Annotated in this window: 19 protein-coding genes; 14 read left to right on the forward strand and 5 right to left on the reverse strand. The window is 32.1% G+C overall.

What is annotated here, in order from left to right; genetic code table 11:
- Nucleotides 1–39: 39 nt before the first annotated feature.
- Nucleotides 40–375, reverse strand: a complete 336-nt coding sequence (locus JNO63_RS00005; RefSeq protein ID WP_203126041.1) for a hypothetical protein — start codon at nt 373–375, stop codon at nt 40–42.
- Between the two features lie 218 nt (nt 376–593).
- Between JNO63_RS00005 and JNO63_RS00010 the strand changes: the two genes are divergently transcribed.
- The 12 genes from JNO63_RS00010 to JNO63_RS00065 all read left to right on the forward strand — a co-directional run bounded on the left by JNO63_RS00010 (nt 594) and on the right by JNO63_RS00065 (nt 11377).
- A complete protein-coding gene (locus JNO63_RS00010; protein ID WP_203126043.1) occupies nt 594–2459 on the forward strand; it encodes a BglG family transcription antiterminator in 1866 nt (621 codons plus the stop codon).
- An 8-nt stretch (nt 2460–2467) separates the two neighbouring features.
- A complete protein-coding gene (locus tag JNO63_RS00015; protein WP_203126045.1) occupies nt 2468–2920 on the forward strand; it encodes a transcriptional regulator GutM in 453 nt (150 codons plus the stop codon).
- A gap of 15 nt (nt 2921–2935) precedes the next feature.
- Entirely contained in the window at nt 2936–3487 is a 552-nt protein-coding gene (gene srlA, locus JNO63_RS00020) for a PTS glucitol/sorbitol transporter subunit IIC (RefSeq protein WP_203126047.1), read from the forward strand.
- Between the two features lies 1 nt (nt 3488).
- Nucleotides 3489–4529, forward strand: coding sequence for a PTS glucitol/sorbitol transporter subunit IIB (gene srlE, locus JNO63_RS00025; RefSeq protein WP_203126049.1), 1041 nt, complete (start codon nt 3489–3491; stop codon nt 4527–4529).
- 19 nt (nt 4530–4548) lie between these two features.
- The gene (locus JNO63_RS00030; protein ID WP_203126051.1) at nt 4549–4911 is read left to right on the forward strand and encodes a PTS glucitol/sorbitol transporter subunit IIA; all 363 of its coding nucleotides are present in this window, start codon (nt 4549–4551) and stop codon (nt 4909–4911) included.
- 1 nt (nt 4912) lies between these two features.
- On the forward strand, nt 4913–5725 hold the full coding sequence (locus JNO63_RS00035; RefSeq protein ID WP_203126052.1) for an SDR family oxidoreductase: 813 nt from the start codon (nt 4913–4915) through the stop codon (nt 5723–5725).
- Nucleotide 5726: 1 nt separating this feature from the next.
- Complete coding sequence (locus JNO63_RS00040) at nt 5727–6407, forward strand: transaldolase family protein (protein ID WP_203126053.1); 681 nt, start codon at nt 5727–5729, stop codon at nt 6405–6407.
- Between the two features lie 70 nt (nt 6408–6477).
- Nucleotides 6478–7131, forward strand: coding sequence for a fructose-6-phosphate aldolase (gene fsa / locus JNO63_RS00045; RefSeq protein ID WP_203126054.1), 654 nt, complete (start codon nt 6478–6480; stop codon nt 7129–7131).
- A gap of 87 nt (nt 7132–7218) precedes the next feature.
- Nucleotides 7219–9213, forward strand: a complete 1995-nt coding sequence (gene tkt / locus JNO63_RS00050; protein ID WP_203126055.1) for a transketolase — start codon at nt 7219–7221, stop codon at nt 9211–9213.
- Between the two features lie 114 nt (nt 9214–9327).
- Nucleotides 9328–9891, forward strand: coding sequence for a chromate transporter (locus JNO63_RS00055; protein WP_203126056.1), 564 nt, complete (start codon nt 9328–9330; stop codon nt 9889–9891).
- Complete coding sequence (locus JNO63_RS00060; protein ID WP_203126058.1) at nt 9881–10438, forward strand: chromate transporter; 558 nt, start codon at nt 9881–9883, stop codon at nt 10436–10438. The genes JNO63_RS00055 and JNO63_RS00060 overlap by 11 nt, the downstream gene beginning before the upstream one ends.
- Before the next feature lie 9 nt (nt 10439–10447).
- Complete coding sequence (locus JNO63_RS00065; protein WP_238390441.1) at nt 10448–11377, forward strand: DMT family transporter; 930 nt, start codon at nt 10448–10450, stop codon at nt 11375–11377.
- A 44-nt stretch (nt 11378–11421) separates the two neighbouring features.
- Here the strand turns inward: JNO63_RS00065 and JNO63_RS00070 are convergent, their stop codons facing one another.
- The 4 genes from JNO63_RS00070 to JNO63_RS00085 form a co-directional block, all read right to left on the reverse strand.
- Entirely contained in the window at nt 11422–12642 is a 1221-nt protein-coding gene (locus JNO63_RS00070; protein WP_203126059.1) for a diphosphate--fructose-6-phosphate 1-phosphotransferase, read from the reverse strand.
- A 104-nt stretch (nt 12643–12746) separates the two neighbouring features.
- Nucleotides 12747–13688 carry an alpha/beta hydrolase gene (locus JNO63_RS00075; RefSeq protein WP_203126061.1) on the reverse strand — a complete coding sequence of 314 codons (942 nt, stop codon included), beginning with the start codon at nt 13686–13688 and terminating at the stop codon, nt 12747–12749.
- A 17-nt stretch (nt 13689–13705) separates the two neighbouring features.
- Nucleotides 13706–14506, reverse strand: a complete 801-nt coding sequence (locus JNO63_RS00080) for a Cof-type HAD-IIB family hydrolase (RefSeq protein WP_203126062.1) — start codon at nt 14504–14506, stop codon at nt 13706–13708.
- A gap of 10 nt (nt 14507–14516) precedes the next feature.
- Nucleotides 14517–15005: a PTS sugar transporter subunit IIA gene (locus JNO63_RS00085; protein WP_203126063.1), complete on the reverse strand. Its 489-nt coding sequence runs from the start codon at nt 15003–15005 to the stop codon at nt 14517–14519.
- 169 nt (nt 15006–15174) lie between these two features.
- On the opposite strand from JNO63_RS00085, the gene hcp reads away from it, so the two are divergent.
- Both hcp and JNO63_RS00095 read left to right on the forward strand, forming a co-directional pair.
- On the forward strand, nt 15175–16794 hold the full coding sequence (gene hcp / locus JNO63_RS00090) for a hydroxylamine reductase (RefSeq protein WP_203126064.1): 1620 nt from the start codon (nt 15175–15177) through the stop codon (nt 16792–16794).
- A 140-nt stretch (nt 16795–16934) separates the two neighbouring features.
- On the forward strand, nt 16935–18230 hold the full coding sequence (locus tag JNO63_RS00095; RefSeq protein WP_203126065.1) for an L-cysteine desulfidase family protein: 1296 nt from the start codon (nt 16935–16937) through the stop codon (nt 18228–18230).
- Nucleotides 18231–18269 lie beyond the last annotated feature (39 nt).

Raw genomic sequence — 18269 nt, forward strand, 5'->3', positions numbered from 1 at the left:
ATTACATTCCGCTTAAAATATTATTAAGTTATTCCGTGTTTATGGGTTCAGCTCAAAAAAGTAACAGCTTTTTTTATTTGCCATGATTTCTATCATAAAATTTAGAAGTAAGTGCTTATCAAAAACCGAAACAATAGGGCCCATTAAGAAAGCATTTATAACAGTACCTACACCAAGGACTGCTCTTCCTATATATCCTATAATTACAGAAATAACATCACATATTATTCTAGAATATTTATATTGTAGCGACTTGATTTTATCAGTCATTATTAATTGAATTGCATCATAATCTCCATCAACTGCAATACCATCTATAATCCTACCAAAAAGTCCCATTAATATCCTTGTGATAAATTTTTCTTTATTCCTCATAATTCCTATTTGTTAAAAATTTCGCTATGTAATTAAACCTGTTTAATACATAAGTGTAATCTTAAATGAATAATTATAATGAAAAGTGAATTTTAAAACACTATAATTATTAGAAAATCAATCATACAAGTTAATAACTTATTATATTTCTGCTATGAAGAAAAAGTTAATATTAATTTATGTGAATGATGCATCTATAATAATACTAGGAGGCAACAATGTGGGAGAGCTTAGATGATAGAAAAACTCTTATGCTGTCTGCTCTTGAGAAAAGCAATGTAAGCATAATTGACTTATCAAATGCGCTGTCGGTTTCGGAGAAAACTATAAAAAATGAAATACAAGTTCTTAATCATGAATTAAAAGACGGAGCCTATATTTATATAAAAAATGGAGTGATATCGTTATTTATCTATAATTTTGATATATATGACTCTATTAAAAAGAAAAATGTTGTTTCATCTACAGATTTTACTAATCTCAAAATTAGGATTTTATATATCGTAAAAAGACTTTTAAATGAAAAAAATTTACAGTTGGATGAATTAGCCGATGAAATGAATATATCTAAATCAACTCTAACAAAAGATATAAAATTGGCCAATGAAGGTCTATCTAGTTATCAATTAAATATATATGGAAAACCAAATGTTGGAATAAATTTAATAGGTGCTGAACTGGATGAACGTTATTTTATTCTAGAAAATGGCTATGATTATATGCTAGATAATTCAAAATTCGATGATCAATATAATGAATTTTTACAAAAATTATTAGTAAGCTTTTTTATAAATGAAGATACTTGTAAGGGTGTAACAAGATTTTTTCATACTACAATGTACAGAATCAGGAATGGTAATTTTCTTATAAAAGAATCAAAGGATTATTCTTTCTATGAGAATAAAGAATATATGGATATTTCATATCAAATAAAAGATTTTGTAATTAAATTAGAAGAAATTGAATTATCAGATACGGAGTTAAATTTCATATTAATCCCATTAATGGGAATGAGAACATTCTCTCATTTAAAAGATAGTTTTAATTCTGCTCAGTTAGATGAAATAAGAATATTAACAAATAAAATCTTTGAAAGAATAAAAACTCAGATGGATATCAATGTAGACTTGGGAGAAATAACCGAGAATTTTAATTATCATATTTATTATCTGTTAAATAGAATAAGTTTAAATTACAATATTAAAAATCCACTTAGTGAAAATATTAAAAATGAATATAAAGTTGCATATAAAATGAGTGATATAGCTTCGGATGTAATATTTGAACAAAAGAAAAAATTAATTAATGAATCTGAAAAAAGTTATCTAGCATCATATTTTCAAATATATCTATTCGATAAGTTAAATTCATCTCCAATAAATAAATTTAAAGTTGGTATTATAAATAAAAATAAGGATGAAGCTGTACAAATTATCCCTTTGGTACAAGAGAGGTTTTCAAATATTAACGCAATAGACTATTTTGAAGATACTAGTCAACTCAACTTAAAAGAGAATTACGATTTAATAATTAGCTCGCAAGCAGTTAATCTAGAAAATGCTTTATTCTTACCAGATGGTTTTAAAAATAAAAAGTTAATTCAAAAAGAATTGGATAATTTTTATTTTAAACAAAATATTTTCCGAAAAGAAAGAGCACTGAAATCGCTTATTTTTACCGAGCTAAGAGAAGAAACACTTTTTATTGGTAATTATAATGAATATGAAACTAACTTGGTTAAAATGCTAGAATATTTGGAAAATAAAAAACTTATTGATGTAGAGTTTACTAATTCAATATTATTAAGAGAAACTCAATCCTCAACGAAATTCTCCGACAAAGTAGCCTTTCCTCATATCAAGAATGAGAAATTTATTTTAAGCATGGGAATATTCCCTAATTCAGATATAAAGGTCATATTTATTGTAGGAGTGCCTAATGATGATGACACTTTAATTATTAATTTATATGATGAAATTGTGAGTGTATCATCAGATAGTGATTTCTTAAATCATGTTGAAAAGGTAGAAAATTACAGGGAACTAATGGAAGTAATAATTAAAGAAACTGAATTATTTAGATAGGAGCAAAAATGGAAAAGTCTTATATATTTATAATTTTATTTCTAGGAGCAATGTTTATTCTTCAATATTTTCTAACATTTTTGCAAATGAACTCATTTAAAGAATATTTTAGAAAATTTATTAAAGAAGGCAAGGTTGCTATAGGAATAAAAAAAGGAGGTTTTAGGTCTGGATCGATAGTTATGTTCGGTGTTGATGAAAACGGAATTATTAGAAATGCTGCTTTCATAAACGGGATAACAGTATTTGCCAGATTTAAAGAAAATTGTGACTTTAATAATATCAATATAAAAGATATTGATAAAGAAGTATTGGCCGGAACGAAATTTCCTAAAAGTTTAAAGCAAGCTATATTAAATGCCAAAGAAAATTATCTAAGAGCAGAAAGAGGAGAGGAAATCCCAATGGCAAAATCTCCCCTTCAAAAATTTAGCGGGCTGATAAGAAAGGAAACAGCATAATTATAAGGAGAAGTTATGGATTTTTTAGTTAATTTAGCACAAGGATTTATCCATTTATTTGAATTAGGTGGAGAAACATTTGTAAGTTGGGTTGGAGGGATTATACCAAAAGTGCTTCTACTTTTAGTGTTTATGAACTCACTTATTGCAATCATTGGACCAGAAAAAATAAATAAATTTGGAAAATTAGCATCAAAAAATAAATTATTGGCATACGGAATACTACCATTTGTATCAGCTTTTATGCTTGGTAACCCAATGGCTCTTTCTATGGGTAAGTTTTTACCAGAATATCAAAAGCCATCTTATTACGCATCTGGAGCTTATCACTGCCATACCAACAATGGTATTTTCCCTCACATAAACCCTGGTGAATTATTCGTATGGCTAGGAATTGCACAAGGAGTTGAGGCGTTAGGTCTAGATACAACACCACTTGCAATTAGATACCTTTTAGTAGGTCTAGTTATGAACTTCTTTGCAGGATGGATAACTGACTTTACAACTGTATATGTTGAAAAACAGCAAAATAAAAAATTAAGTAGAACATTAAAAGTGGAGGCATAAAATGGCAAAAATAAAAGTAGTTAAAGGATCCGCTGGATATGGAGGCCCATTAGTTATAGGTCCTGAAGGTGACAAAAACGTTTTATTATATATCACAGGCGGTGGAGCAAAACCACCAGTTGTAGATACAATAAAAGAACTAACAGGATGTGAAATTGTAAATGGTTTTAAAACTTCTATTCCAGAAGAAAGAATTTTTGCGGTAGTGATTGACTGTGGTGGGACATTAAGATGTGGAATATATCCTAAAAAAGGAATTCCAACATTAAATATAAAACCAACTGGAAAATCCGGCCCACTTGCTCAGTATATAAATGAAACAATCTATGTATCAGATGTCGGTCCTAAACAAGTATCGCTTGTTGAAGGAGAAGCAGAATCTATAAATACATCTGCAAAAGAAAGTGATACAGAAAAAGTTTATGAAGCAAGTGAATCAACTGAAGCTAAAGAAGAAAAAATAACATATACAAAAGATAAAAAAGTTTCTCAAACACTTGCAGAACAAAGCAATAATACCTTTATCCAAAAAGTAGGTATGGGTGCAGGAAGAGTCATAGATATATTCTTCCAAGCGGGTAGAGATGCTGTTCAAACAATGATTAATACTATAATTCCATTTATGGCCTTTGTAGCAATGCTAATTGGTATTATTCAGGGATCAGGATTTGGTGATTGGTTTGCAAGACTTCTTATCCCACTTACAGGAAATGTAGTTGGTTTAGTAATTTTAGGATTTATTTGCTCTATTCCAGTTTTATCAGCACTTTTAGGACCTGGAGCTGTAATTGCTCAAGTAATAGGTACCTTAATTGGATCAGAAATTGCAAGAGGAAATATTGATCCAAGCTTAGCGCTTCCAGCATTGTTTGCAATTAACACTCAGAATGCTTGCGATTTTATACCAGTTGGTCTTGGACTTGCTGAAGCAGAAGCAGAGACTGTAGAAGTTGGTGTAGTATCAGTTATGTATTCAAGATTTTTAATTGGAGTACCAAGAGTATTAGTAGCTTATTTTGCAAGTATAGGGCTATATGCTTAGAAAAAAGGAAGGTTTAGTAATGAAAACAATTTATGAAAATACAGTAAATAATATTGGAAATTCAGTTGATGAATTTGGCAATGAGATAATAATTTTCTTTGGAGATAACGCACCAGAAGAACTAAGAGATTATTGCTATTCATTAGAATTAAAAGATGTCGATGGATATATAGAAGTTGGGGATTATGTAGATATTGACGGGGTAAAAGCTAAAATCCTAGCAGTAGGAGATGAAGCGCAAGCTAATTTAGAAGGATTGGCTCACTTAACTGTAAATTTAAGTGGAAATGTAGAAGATCTACTACCAGGGGCAGTTATAACAGAAAACGTAGAAATTCCTGAAATAAATGTGGGAACTGAATTCAAAATATTGGAGGCATAAAATGACATGGTTAGGATTAGAAGATAAGGTTGTTTTAGTAACAGGAGCTGCATCTGGTATTGGTAAATCAGTTGTTGAAGGATTGTTAGAAGCTGGGTCAAATGTTATTGCTACAGATATCAACGATAATAAACCAGAGTATAAAGATGAAAGCGCTGATAATTTATTGTATGTACACCTGGATGTAACTAATAAAGAAAACATCAAAACTGCAATCAATGAATCAGTTAAAAAATTTGGACACCTAGATGCTATTGTAAATAATGCAGGAATAAACATCCCAAGATTACTTGTTGATCCTAAAGACCCTTATGGAAAATACGAACTTGATGACAGAGTAATTGATTTAGTAATAGATATTAATTTTAAGGGTCTAATCTACTGTGCCCAAGAAGCAGCGAGAGTTTTTGTAGACCAAGGTCAAGGTGTTATCATAAATATGTCAAGTGAATCAGGATTAGAAGGTAGCGAAGGCCAATCAATATATGCCGCAACAAAAAATGCAGTAAACTCCTTAACTAGAAGTTGGGCAAAAGAACTTGGAAAACATAATGTAAGAGTTGTGGGTGTTGCTCCCGGAATTTTAGAAGCTACAGGTCTTAGAACTTTAGAATATGAAGAATCCTTATCTTACACAAGAGATATTACAGTCGAAAAACTTAGAGAAGGTTATGAAAGTACCAAAACTACTCCACTTGGTAGAAGTGGAAAACTTACAGAAGTAGCAAATTTGGTTTGCTTCTTAGTAAGTGATCGTTCATCATATATCCATGGTGTTACTATAAATGTAGCTGGTGGAAAAACTAGAGGTTAATATGAAATTATTAATAGATGATGCAAATATAAAGAATATAAAATATCTATACGAATATTTTCCAGTATCTGGGGTAACAACTAATCCCAGCATACTTTTTAAAAATAAAAAAGACCCTATAGAAACTTTAACAGAAATTAGAGAATTCATTGGGGATGATCAGCTCCATATTCAAGCTTTATCTGACAATGCTGATAATATTGTAAAAGAAGCTAGGCTTTTAAAAGAAAAGTTTGGGGAAAATACTTTTATCAAAGTACCTACAGATAAAGAAGGTTTAAAAGCTATGAGACTATTAAAAAATGAGAAAACTAAAATAACAGCAACAGCAATTTATAGTCCAACTCAGGCGTTTTTAGCATCTTTGGCTGGTGCGGATTACCTAGCTCCATATGTAAATAGAATTGATAATCTAGGATATGATGGCATTGAAACAACGATAAAAATTCAAAATATCTTAGATGAGACTAATCCAAATACAAAAGTTCTTGCAGCTAGTTTTAAAAGTACAAATCAAGTTTTAAAATTAGCGGAATATGGTATTGACACAGCAACATGTTCTTATGAAATATTTGAGAAATTTCTAGATGATAGTAATGTCAGCAAGGCTGTGGAAGTTTTTGTAAATGACTTCAAATCTATAAATGAAAGCAAAATCTCTTGGATTGACTATTTAAAATAAATTGTTTACGTTTTCATATAATTCCTATCATGGTATAATAAATCTAGAATCTTTTTAAAGGAGTTTAACTATGAAATTTTTCTTAGATACTGCAAATATTGATGAGATTAAAAGAATTAATGACTTAGGGCTTGTTGATGGGGTTACTACTAATCCTTCTTTGATTAATAAAGAGGGGCGTGATTTTAAGGAAGTTATTTCTGAAATTTCTGATTTAATTGATGGGCCTGTTTCTGCTGAGGTTACTAGCTATGATTATGAGGGTATGGTTGAGCAAGCTCGTGATCTTGCTAAGTGGGCTGAGAACGTTGTCGTAAAAGTTCCTATGACTGAAGAGGGGCTTAAGGCTATACATACTTTGAGCAAGGAGGGAATTAAAACTAACTGCACATTGATTTTCTCTGTTTCTCAAGGAATTATGGCTATGAAGGCTGGAGCTACTTTTATTTCTCCATTTATGGGTAGAGTGGATGATATGGGTGAAGATGGAGCTAGATTAATTGCTGAACTTCGTGATGTTATTGATATTTACGGTTATGAATCAGAAATCATAGCTGCAAGTATCAGACACATCAACCACCTTGAAAAAGCTGCCCTAGCTGGTGCTCACATTGCGACTATCCCTGGTTCTCTTTTTGAAAAATTGTGGACACATCCTCTTACAACAGCTGGTATTGCAGCATTTGTTAAAGACTGGGATGCTTTTGAGGCTAGAAATAAATAATAAATTTTGGGTGGGTCCCTAGGCCCTCCCTATTTTTATTTAATTATGTTTTATGGTATTATTTTTATAGAAAGATAAGGAGTGATTATGTTTAACAAAAATGATGAACGTGCAATTAGTGCTATTCGTGCACTTTCTATTGCTCAAATTGAAGCTGCTAATAGTGGGCATCCTGGTCTTCCAATGGGAGCGGCTCCTATGGCTTATGTTTTGTGGAATAAGTATTTAAAGGCAAACCCTAAAAATGCTAACTGGTTTAACCGTGACAGATTTGTTTTATCAGCTGGCCATGGGTCTTCTATGCTTTATTCACTTTTACATCTAGCAGGATACGATGTAAGTATTGATGATCTAAGAGATTTTAGACAACTCGGAGCAAAAACTGCAGGTCACCCTGAACGTGGCCATATTGAAGGTGTAGAAGTTACTACTGGACCTTTAGGTCAAGGTTTTGCCCAAGCTGTTGGGATTGCTATGGCAGAAAAACACCTTGCAGCTATCTATAACAAAGATGATGCACAAATTATTGATCACTACACTTACGTACTTTGTGGTGATGGCGACCTTATGGAAGGTATTTCCTATGAAGCTATGAGTCTAGCAGGACATTTAAACCTTTCAAAATTAATCGTTTTGTATGATTCAAATGACATTTGCTTAGATGGTGCGACTAATACAACTTTCTCAGAAGATATTAAAAAACGTGCTGAATCTTTAAATTGGAATTACATCAAAGTTAAAGATGGAAGAGATCTTGATCAAATTTATGAAGCAATTAATCATGCTAAGGGTAATTTCCACGGTCCAACTCTTATCGAAGTAAAAACAATTATAGGTTATGGATCAACTAACCAAGGAACAAACAAAGTTCACGGTGCCCCAATCGGAGCTGAAGAATTTATAAAAGCAAAAGAAATTTATGAATGGACTGAGGATGACTTTAATGTCCCAGATGATATTTACGAAACTTTTGCTGATGGAATCGGTAGAATAGGTGAGAAAGAAAACCAAAAATGGGATGAGCTTCTAAAAGCCTATGAAGAAAAATACCCAGAAGATTACAAAAATCTTATGGCAGGTATAAACCGCGAATTGCCAGAAAACTTTATGGATGAAGTTAAAAAATACTCATCAGATGATAAAGCAATAGCAACTCGTGCATCAAATGGAGAAATCATCCAAGATCTTGCAAAAAATAATCCAAACTTCTGGGGAGGATCTGCAGATTTATTCTCATCAAATAAAACAAATATTAAAGACACAGTTGCATTTACAGACATAAGTCCAGAAGGACGCAATGTTTGGTATGGTGTACGTGAATTTGCAATGGCTGCAATAGGAAATGGTATCATTGCCCACGGCGGAACATGGCACCATGTTTCAACATTCTTTGTATTTACAGATTATCTAAAACCAGCTATTAGACTATCTGCATTATCAAAATTGCCACTAACCTATGTAATGACTCATGATTCAATTGCAGTTGGTGAAGATGGTCCTACCCATGAACCAATTGAGCAGCTCGCAATGATAAGATCTATACCAGATACTATTATGTTAAGACCAGCTGACGCAAATGAAACAAGACTTGCTTGGAAACTAGCACTTGAGTCAAAAGAAAAACCAGTTGTAATGGCTCTTACTCGTCAAAATATAGGAAATCTTGCTGAAACAGAAAATATTAGCGATATCAATAAGGGTGCATATGTAATCTCTGATAGTGAAGGAGATGCTGATGCAATTATTATTGCAACAGGTTCAGAAGTAGAACTTGCCCTAGAAACTAAGAAAATATTAGCAGAAAATGGCAAAAACATCCGTGTAGTTTCAATGCCATCTATGGAATTATTTAGAGACCAAGATGAAGCTTACAAAGAAGAAGTTTTACCAAAAGAAGTTACAAACAAAATCTCTCTTGAAATGGGATCTACTTTTGGCTGGGCAGAATGGACTGGTACAGATGGATTAAATATCGGTATTGATAAATTTGGCCAATCTGGAAAGGGCGATGAAGTAACTGCAGAGTATGGATTTACTCCAGAAAAAGTAGCTGAAAAAATTAATGAAAAATATTTTAACTAGAAATATTAATTAATAAACTATATCCTCAAATTAATGCAATTTGGGGATATTTTTTGTCTAATTTGAAAGTTTTTATGATATTATATTAATTAGATAAATAGAAATGAGGAATTGATGCAAAAAGAGAAAAACTTATGGGATTTGTTTAAGTCAACCCTTTATTTGTCAGCCTTTACCTTTGGTGGAGGATATGTGATTTTATCGCTGATGAAGGAAACATTTGTAGAAAAATTGGGATGGATTAGCAAGGAAGAGATGCTAGATATGACTGCAATTGCCCAATCAGCACCAGGAGCAGTTGCGGTAAATGCATCTGTAGTAGTGGGTTTTGAAACACTTGGTTTTCCGGGTATGCTTGTTGCAATCTTAGGAACAATTATCCCGCCACTTATAATAATTTCTTTAATATCAATGGCCTATCAAGCTTTTATAACAAATCAATATATTGCTTTGTTTTTAAAGGGTATGCAGGCTGGAGTGGGGGCTTTGATTATAAAAGTTGTAATTGATATGGCAAAAGATTTGCTAAAGACAAAGTCAAAAATCATCCCACTTATTATGATTTCAAGCTTTGTTTTAGGATTTTTCTTCGATATAAATGTTGTTTATATAATTGCAGCTCTAATTGTAATTGGTGTAATTTACACATTTGTGAAAAGGGGACAAGATGCTAATTAAATTGTTTATAAGTTTTTTAAAAATTGGACTTTTTTCCTTTGGTGGCGGATATGCGGCCCTACCTATTATCCAAGAAGAAGTCGTTGATCTAAATAATTGGTTAACTTTAAGTGAGTTTAATGATTTGATTACCATCTCCCAAATGACTCCGGGGCCTATTGCAATAAATTCTGCAACTTTTGTAGGAACACGATTAGCAGGATTTCCTGGGGCTTTGGCAGCAACATTAGGTTGTGTTTTGCCATCAGCAATTATTGTGGGGACTATTTCCTATTTTTATAAAAAATATAAAAATCTCGATGCGATGACAAATATCCTATATTTTTTAAGACCGGCAATCGTGTCAATGATTTTGATAGCAGGTGTGCAAATTTTAAGAACTGCCTTTTTTGATACAAATGCCATTGCTATTTCAAATATAGATTATTTGATGGTAATAATTTTTCTTGTAGCACTTTTTGCAATGTTTAAATTTAAAACCGACCCGATAAAGATTATGCTAGCAAGTGGAGCGGTTTACTTACTCATTTCTCTAGTAATTTTTTAAGGAAATTTTATGCTAGAAATACTAAAAGATAAAAAAACTGCTATTATTTTTACACTTTTTGCTATGCTTTTGTGGGGATCAGCTGTACCAACTATAAAAACAACTTATGCTGAAATGAATGTGACTTCTGTTGACACAGGCGCACAAATACTACTTGCAGGAATCAGATTTTTTCTTGCAGGAGTATTAGCCTTTGTTTACTATCTGACATTTAACAAAAATAGAGTAAATAAAAAGTCAATCGACTGGAAATATATAATTGTCCTATCTCTAATTCAAACCATGGTCCAATACTTAATTTATTACATTGGAATGATAAATACAAGTGGTATAAAAGCTTCTATAATCCAGGCTATGAATTCATTTATAGTTGTTATTCTTTCTGCTATAATGCTGCCAAAGGAAAAAATAAATAAAGCAACTATATTTGCAATAATTATTGGAACTTTTGGAATTGTTATAGCAAATGGTGGTTTTGGAAATGTAGGTACAGGATTTACCCTGCTTGGTGAAGGTTTTATCTTACTTGCAACAACATTTAATGCACTTTCTGCAGTTTATGTTAGAAAATACGGGGCAAATCAAAATGAATTTTTTGTAACTGCAGCCCAATTTGTAATTGGATCTATTCCGCTAATAATAATTGGTCTAATTATGAATAAGACAAAACTAACTTTTTCGCCCCTTGCAATAGTTTTGCTAATCTATGGGGCCTTTATCTCAGCAACTGCCTATATAACTTGGAATACAGTTTTAAAATATCACGCAGCGGGAGAAATGGGCATGTACAAATTATTTATCCCAATATTTGGATCCATGCTTTCAGTCCTAATTCTTAAAGAAAATTTCACAATTAACCTTTTAATAGGACTTATACTTGTAATTTTTGGTTCTATAATTTTAAATCTTAATAAGAGATATGTTAGAAGAAAAATTTAGAATAAAAAAGCTCTACTTTGCTAAACCAAGTAGAGCTTTACTTTTTATTTTATAAAATCATTTAGTTTTACAAAAACAGGCATGCCATTTTCATAATTTTGCTCAATACTACCTTCTATAAGGGGAAGGATGTAGGCGGTGATTTTTTCTTCTAAAGTTTTTTTATCAAATAGCCAATCTTTAGGGATTTTCATTTCCTTATTTGCTATTTCTTCTGGGCTTACAGATTCGTAGTAAACTTCATATCCATCAACATATTTTCTTTTTAATACAGGCACAAGATTTGTATTGTCAATGCCAAGTTTTGCTGCCTTATAGCCTAATTTATATGCTTCATTTGCATCAGTTTTGCTAATTAGATTGCTTGTTCTTTGTACGATAGAAAGTTCTACTGCACGTGATTTGATTTCAAGTTTATTTCTCACCAAATCTGCTAGCCTACTAGCAACTCCAGATACGATTTTGTGTCCAAAGGCATCATTTTGGTTAGAAAAACTTTCTTCATCTAATTTATTGTCTTTATCTCTAAAACCCTCTGCAAGGGCAACTATTAAATTGTTTTCGTACTTTAAAGCTTCTTTTATTTCCTCAAATACTTGTTCCAAGGATTTTTGATCCTCTGGTAGATAAACCAAATTTACTACTTCTTTGTCCATTCCATAATTTGCACTAAGTGCTGATGCAGCCAGCCAGCCAGCGTGTCTGCCCATAATTTCAACAAAGGTAACTGATTTTAAGTCATAAATATCAACATCGGTTCTAAGAGTTCTTAAGGTAGAAGCTATGTATTTTGCAGCAGATCCAAATCCTGGAGAATGATCCATTCCCATTAGGTCATTGTCTATAGTTTTCGGACAGCCAATGATATTTATATCATTAATATTATGTGATTTCATATACTCATTAAGCTTCATAACAGTATCCATAGAGTCATTTCCACCTATATAGACGAAAGTTGATATTTGGTAAGCTTTTAAAGTTTCAAAAATTTTCTCATAAATTTCATCATCTAAAGATGCCGGTAGCTTAAAACGACATGAACCTAAGATAGAAGAAGGCCTAGCCATTAACTTTTCTTTTATATTTTTATTTATATACTTTTCCTTATCCACCTCAGCAATTTCATCATTTATTATCCCCTCAATGCCATGGAGGCTAAGATAAATTTTATCAAAATCATTTTCAATCCCAGCAGAAATCACTCCGGCAAGGGAAGAATTGATAACACTAGTAGGACCACCAGACTGCGCAACTATAATATTCATTAATTAATCTCCTTATTTTCTACTAATAATACCTTACTATAATTCTTAGGTTTTATCTTATTATATAAGATAAATAAAAAAACTAGCTTGATGTAAAGCTAGTTTTAAATCCCACTTAAAAAATCAAATATTTTGTTATAATAGATTTCTGCATCATAAAGTTTGCTTTCGGCATGTCCTGCGCCTTTTGCTATATGTATATCCTTTTTCCCCTTGTGGGCAGTGTAGAGTTTTTTGCACATTTCTACTGGTACTAAGTGGTCTTTTGCACCATTTATAAATAGGGTGGGGATTTTGGTTTTTTGTATGGATTCTATGTTTGATTTAAATAAATCCGCGCCAATTACTGGCTTTATGAACAAATTGGCTAGAAGTCCTATTGGTTTGGTTAAAAATTTTAGTCTTTTTGGAAATTGATTGGCATACATTTCAAAATAGCTGGTATATCCGCAATCTTCAACACATGCTATGACATCTTTTGGATTTTCTGCTATTAGAAACATTGCTGTTGCAGCTCCTAATGATTCGCCTTGCAAAACTATTTTTGCATCTGGATAAGATTTTTTTATCCAATTTATCCGTGATTTTATATCTTCCTTTTCTTTTATACCGTATGTAGTAAAAATACCAGCACTGTTGCCATGGCCTCTTAAATTTGGAGCTAAAATTGAGAAACCTCTTTTGTAATATTCATCGGCAATGGTAAACATCGTTTTGTTTGTTGCAGTGTAGCCGTGGATTAATATTGCCCAAAGATTTGTGTTTTCTCCTAAAAGATAGGAACCGCCAAGACTGGTATTATCATAAGAATTTATAAATATATCATCCATAATCTTAGCGTAATGGTTTACAGTTTTAAAAACTATATCTCTATCTTCAAAATGATGCTCGCCGGCGTGTTTGTCTATATTTTCTTTTATGTCAGGCCTATAATCCATGTTGCCCATTTTTGCATTTAGCCGAGTGTTTAACTTGGCAATATGGCTTGTTGTTACAAAAATTGCTGAAACTACAATTATTGCAAGTAATATTTTTATTATTTTCATAAGCCTCTCCTAAAGACTTAATTTAGTACAAATTTCTCCAAATAATCAGCTATCCCATCTTCATCATTTGATAATGTAACATAGTCTGCGATTTCTTTTATTTTTTCTACTGCATTGCCCATGGCTACCCCGGTGCCAGCAATTTCAATCATAGTTTCATCGTTTAGCTCATCCCCAAAGGCAATTATATCTTTTTGATCAATGCCATAATATTTTGCTATTTCTAAGAGACTATTTCCTTTTGAAAGGCCTTTTGGCATGATTTCATAATAAAATCTTTGGCTTCTGACTTGGGCTGTATTTTCGCCATAAGTATCAAACAAAAAATCTAAATGTTCTTCAAGTATCTCAGGATCATTTGCAAAGATTATTTTGTTTGGGGCAAAATTAATATTATCCCTAAGTCCTTCTATAGCTTCTACATCTATTTTTAGTAAATCTCTTTCAATATCCAGATATTTATTTTCTGAATCAGAAATAACTTTATCCCCACTTGGGATAAGTATTTCTAAGGGTAGGTCTTTTGTTTTAGCTAAGATTTCCTTGGCTAAATCTAAATCAAGTGTGTGATTTGAGATTACTTCGCCGGTTTTAAAATCGGTTATTGATCCACCGTTATAATTAGAAAGGGGTCCTCCATATTTTTCAAATTCCAATTCTTTTGCAAGATATCCTACCCCTGATGTTGGACGTCCAGTAACTATGGCAACTTTGTGGCCGGTCTCTCCTGCTCTGATTAAGGCATCTTTAGTTTTTGGGGAGATTTCATTTTTGCTATTTAAAAGAGTCCCGTCTACATCTATTGCAATTAATTTCATAATCTTGCCTTCATTTAGCCTCGATTAGCTCATCGCCATGATTCACATTGCCAGTTTTTAGGACAGAAATTTCATAATTATCTGGATTTGTAATAATAACTGGTGACTGGGTAGATTTTCCGCTTGATTTTATTTTTTCAATATCAAATTCTAAAAGTAAATCACCTTTTTTTATATCTTGGTCTTGGCTTGCTATTATATTAAATGGATCACCATTGAGCTCTACTGTATCAAGACCGATATGGATTAATATTTCAAAACCATTTGTAGATGTAATGCCCACTGCATGTCCTGTATCAGCAATCATTGAAATTTTTCCATCTACTGGCGCATAAAGTTTTCCTTCACTTGGAATGATCATAGTACCCTTGCCCACAATCTCATCGGCAAAAACTGGGTCTTCACACTCTCCTATATTCTTAGCTTCACCAGTCATTGGTGCATAAATCATATTTAAATTTTCGTTATTTTTTGTTTTAAATCTATCAAAAAATCCCATATTATCCTCCTAAATTTGTTAACTTTTTTATATTATACCCATAAATTTTTATACATTTATGGTAAAAAAAATCGTATTTGTAACATATGTTACCGATTTTTAATTTTCTATATTCTATAATAAGACCATAAGAGATATTTAACATTTGAATTTACAAAAGGAGTAATATATGTTTTGTTATCAATGTCAAGAAACTGCTAAAAACGAAGGATGTACTATCCAAGGTGTTTGTGGTAAAAAAGAAGATACTGCAAATAGCCAAGATTTATTAATATATGTAACAAAAGGACTTGCTGAAGTTGCTAATAAACTAGGCGAGGATAATGAAAAAGTTTATGAAAAAATTTCAAAAAACTTATTCGTAACAATTACAAATGCAAACTTTGATACAGAAGCTATCTTTAAAATAGTTAAAGAAACTATTAAAATGAAAGATGAGCTTTTAGAAAAAGTAGAAGATAAAGAAGGTCTATCAAACTTTGCTTTATACTCATCAATGAATGATAGCGAATTAGAAAGAAAAGCTGTTGAAGTTGGTGTTTTAAATATTATGAATGAAGATGAAAGAAGTCTTACAGAACTTACTACATACGGCTTAAAAGGAATGGCTGCTTATAACCACCACGCAAATGTATTAGGTTATAGGGATGTGGAAGTTGATAGATTTATCGCGAAAGCCTTAGAAGAAACAACAAAATCTGACAAAGAAATACCAAATCTAATTGATCTTGTAATGGCAACTGGTGAACACGGTGTAAAAGCTATGGCTCTTTTAGATAAAGCAAATACAACAAGCTACGGTAACCCAGAAATTACAGAAGTAGACTATTCTGCAGGTAACAAACCAGGAATCCTTATTTCGGGCCACGACCTACACGATATGAAAATGCTTCTAGAACAAAGTAAAGACAGCGGAGTAGAAATTTATACTCACTCAGAAATGCTTCCTGCAAACTACTATCCAGAATTTAAACAATACGATCACTTCCACGGAAATTATGGTTCTAGTTGGTGGCACCAAAATGAAGAATTTGAAGCTTTCAATGGTCCAATCTTAATGACAACTAACTGTATTGTACCAATGAAAAAAGACAATACTTACCAAGATAAGATGTTTACATCTGGTCAAGCAGGATATCCAGGTTGCAAACACATCGAAGCTGATGAAAATGGCTACAAAGACTTCTCTGAAATCATTGAATTAGCTAAAACTTGTGAAGCTCCAACAAATCTTGAAGATTTAAAAGTAGTAGGTGGTTTTGCCCACAATCAAGTTATCCAATTAGCTGATAAAGTTGTAGAAGAAGTTAAAGCTGGAAATATTAAAAAGTTCGTAGTAATGGGTGGATGTGACGGTAGATTTAAAGAAAGAAATTACTATTCAGAATTTGCCCAAGGACTTCCAGAAGATCACGTAATCCTAACAGCTGGTTGTGCAAAATATAGATACAACAAATTAGGACTTGGAGATATAAATGGTATCCCAAGAGTACTAGATGCTGGTCAATGTAACGACTCATACTCATTAGTACAAATTGCACTAGCATTAAAAGATGCATTTGGATTAGATGATATCAACGATTTACCAATCGAATACAACATTGCTTGGTATGAACAAAAAGCAGTAATAGTTTTACTATCTTTACTAAGCCTAGGAGTAAAAAATATTCACCTAGGACCAACACTACCAGCATTCCTATCTCCTACAGTTGTAGACTTCTTAGTAGAAAACTTTGGCATTGCTCCAATCTCAACAGTAGAAGAAGATTTAGCAACAATGACAGCTTAATAAATATTTACAAATCAGGTCCTCAAAGGGGCCTGATTTTTTTATACAAAAAGATTTTCTGTAATATAGCTTAAAATCATATGAAAACCTTTGCCAATTATAAAAAATTTTAATATAATTATGGTGAAAGGGGATATTTTATGGATGATATTCAAAGAGAATTGATAAACATAGTTGGGGAAGACTCTACAAAAGCTATTGGATGCACAGAGCCAGTAGCTGTTGCCTATGCGGCAAATATTGCTAGTAACTATTTAAATAAAGATGAAATTACAAAAATAAATTTAAAAGTAAGTAATAATATATATAAAAATGGTAAATCTGTAAAAATCCCCAAGACTGGAGATCATGGCTTAGAACTTGCGGCAAGTTTGGGTGCATTTACCAAAAAAACTGATAAAGCATTTTTGATTTTTTCAAATCTTAGTGATGATGAAATAAAAAAAGCTAGAGAATTTGTTAGTAATAATTTAGTTGTAAATATTAGAGATTTATCTAATGAATATTTCAATGAAGATTTACCAGATATATACATAGAAGTTACATTAATGACAGAAAAAGATATAGTAACAACAATTATCTCACATTCTCACTCCCATATAAGTAAAATCATAAAAAATGGCCATGTTATTTTGGATAATCCATTTGTAAAAAAAGACAAGTCAGACTTTGATATAAAAGAAATGGATTTTGCAGATTTAGAAAAAATTGTAAGATCGATGGATATTAAAGATATAAATTTTGTCCTAGAAGGAGTGGATGTAAACCTTAAGGCAGCTGAAGAAGGCCTAAAAGGCTATGGTATGGGTCTTGGTAAAAAATTAAATGAGCTTAAGGAAAATAAAATTTTGCCGGATAATTTTATAAGTCAAACTAGGATTTTAACCGCAGCTGCAGCTGATATGCGTATGGGTGGTGGACCATTACCAGTTATGACATCAGGTGGCAGCGGCAATCAAGGTGTAGGAATTATTTTGCCAGTATATATGGTAGCTAAACATGAAAAATTGGATGATGAAATTTTAGCTCGTGCTTTATTTTTTGCTCATATAATCAATCGTTATGTAAAAGAATACGCTGGAAAACTTTGCGGAATCTGTGGTTGTGCTATCGGGGCAGCTATTGGATCAACAGCAGCTATAGCCTTTATGCTTGGAGGTAGTCAAAAAGAAATTGCAGGGGCTTGTACAAATGTTTTTGCAAATCTTACTGGTATGCTTTGTGATGGAGCCAAAGAATCCTGCTCTATGAAACTTTCTACCAGTGCCGAGGAAGCAATAATTGCAGCCTACCTTTCATTAAATGGTATTGTAAGCGAAGCAAATGTTGGTGTAGTAGGAGAAAATATTGAACAAACTATTGCAAATGTTGGTAAACTTTCCCACCAAGGCTTTAAGTCAGCAGATAAGACAATACTTGAGATAATAGAAAAATAAAACATAAGGCGCATTGAAAAATATTGCGTCTTTTTTTAT

The organism is Anaerococcus sp. mt242, from assembly GCF_016798225.1.
In the GTDB taxonomy this organism is placed as follows: Bacteria; Bacillota; Clostridia; order Tissierellales; family Peptoniphilaceae; genus Anaerococcus.

Bases quoted from the DNA above. Each gene is read 5' to 3' on its own strand.
- JNO63_RS00005 (WP_203126041.1), bottom strand. From the start codon at position 375: ATGAGGAATAAAGAAAAATTTATCACAAGGATATTAATGGGACTTTTT.
- JNO63_RS00010 (WP_203126043.1), top strand. From the start codon at position 594: ATGTGGGAGAGCTTAGATGATAGAAAAACTCTTATGCTGTCTGCTCTT.
- JNO63_RS00015 (WP_203126045.1), top strand. From the start codon at position 2,468: ATGGAAAAGTCTTATATATTTATAATTTTATTTCTAGGAGCAATGTTT.
- srlA (WP_203126047.1), top strand. From the start codon at position 2,936: ATGGATTTTTTAGTTAATTTAGCACAAGGATTTATCCATTTATTTGAA.
- srlE (WP_203126049.1), top strand. From the start codon at position 3,489: ATGGCAAAAATAAAAGTAGTTAAAGGATCCGCTGGATATGGAGGCCCA.
- JNO63_RS00030 (WP_203126051.1), top strand. From the start codon at position 4,549: ATGAAAACAATTTATGAAAATACAGTAAATAATATTGGAAATTCAGTT.
- JNO63_RS00035 (WP_203126052.1), top strand. From the start codon at position 4,913: ATGACATGGTTAGGATTAGAAGATAAGGTTGTTTTAGTAACAGGAGCT.
- JNO63_RS00040 (WP_203126053.1), top strand. From the start codon at position 5,727: ATGAAATTATTAATAGATGATGCAAATATAAAGAATATAAAATATCTA.
- fsa (WP_203126054.1), top strand. From the start codon at position 6,478: ATGAAATTTTTCTTAGATACTGCAAATATTGATGAGATTAAAAGAATT.
- tkt (WP_203126055.1), top strand. From the start codon at position 7,219: ATGTTTAACAAAAATGATGAACGTGCAATTAGTGCTATTCGTGCACTT.
- JNO63_RS00055 (WP_203126056.1), top strand. From the start codon at position 9,328: ATGCAAAAAGAGAAAAACTTATGGGATTTGTTTAAGTCAACCCTTTAT.
- JNO63_RS00060 (WP_203126058.1), top strand. From the start codon at position 9,881: ATGCTAATTAAATTGTTTATAAGTTTTTTAAAAATTGGACTTTTTTCC.
- JNO63_RS00065 (WP_238390441.1), top strand. From the start codon at position 10,448: ATGCTAGAAATACTAAAAGATAAAAAAACTGCTATTATTTTTACACTT.
- JNO63_RS00070 (WP_203126059.1), bottom strand. From the start codon at position 12,642: ATGAATATTATAGTTGCGCAGTCTGGTGGTCCTACTAGTGTTATCAAT.
- JNO63_RS00075 (WP_203126061.1), bottom strand. From the start codon at position 13,688: ATGAAAATAATAAAAATATTACTTGCAATAATTGTAGTTTCAGCAATT.
- JNO63_RS00080 (WP_203126062.1), bottom strand. From the start codon at position 14,506: ATGAAATTAATTGCAATAGATGTAGACGGGACTCTTTTAAATAGCAAA.
- JNO63_RS00085 (WP_203126063.1), bottom strand. From the start codon at position 15,005: ATGGGATTTTTTGATAGATTTAAAACAAAAAATAACGAAAATTTAAAT.
- hcp (WP_203126064.1), top strand. From the start codon at position 15,175: ATGTTTTGTTATCAATGTCAAGAAACTGCTAAAAACGAAGGATGTACT.
- JNO63_RS00095 (WP_203126065.1), top strand. From the start codon at position 16,935: ATGGATGATATTCAAAGAGAATTGATAAACATAGTTGGGGAAGACTCT.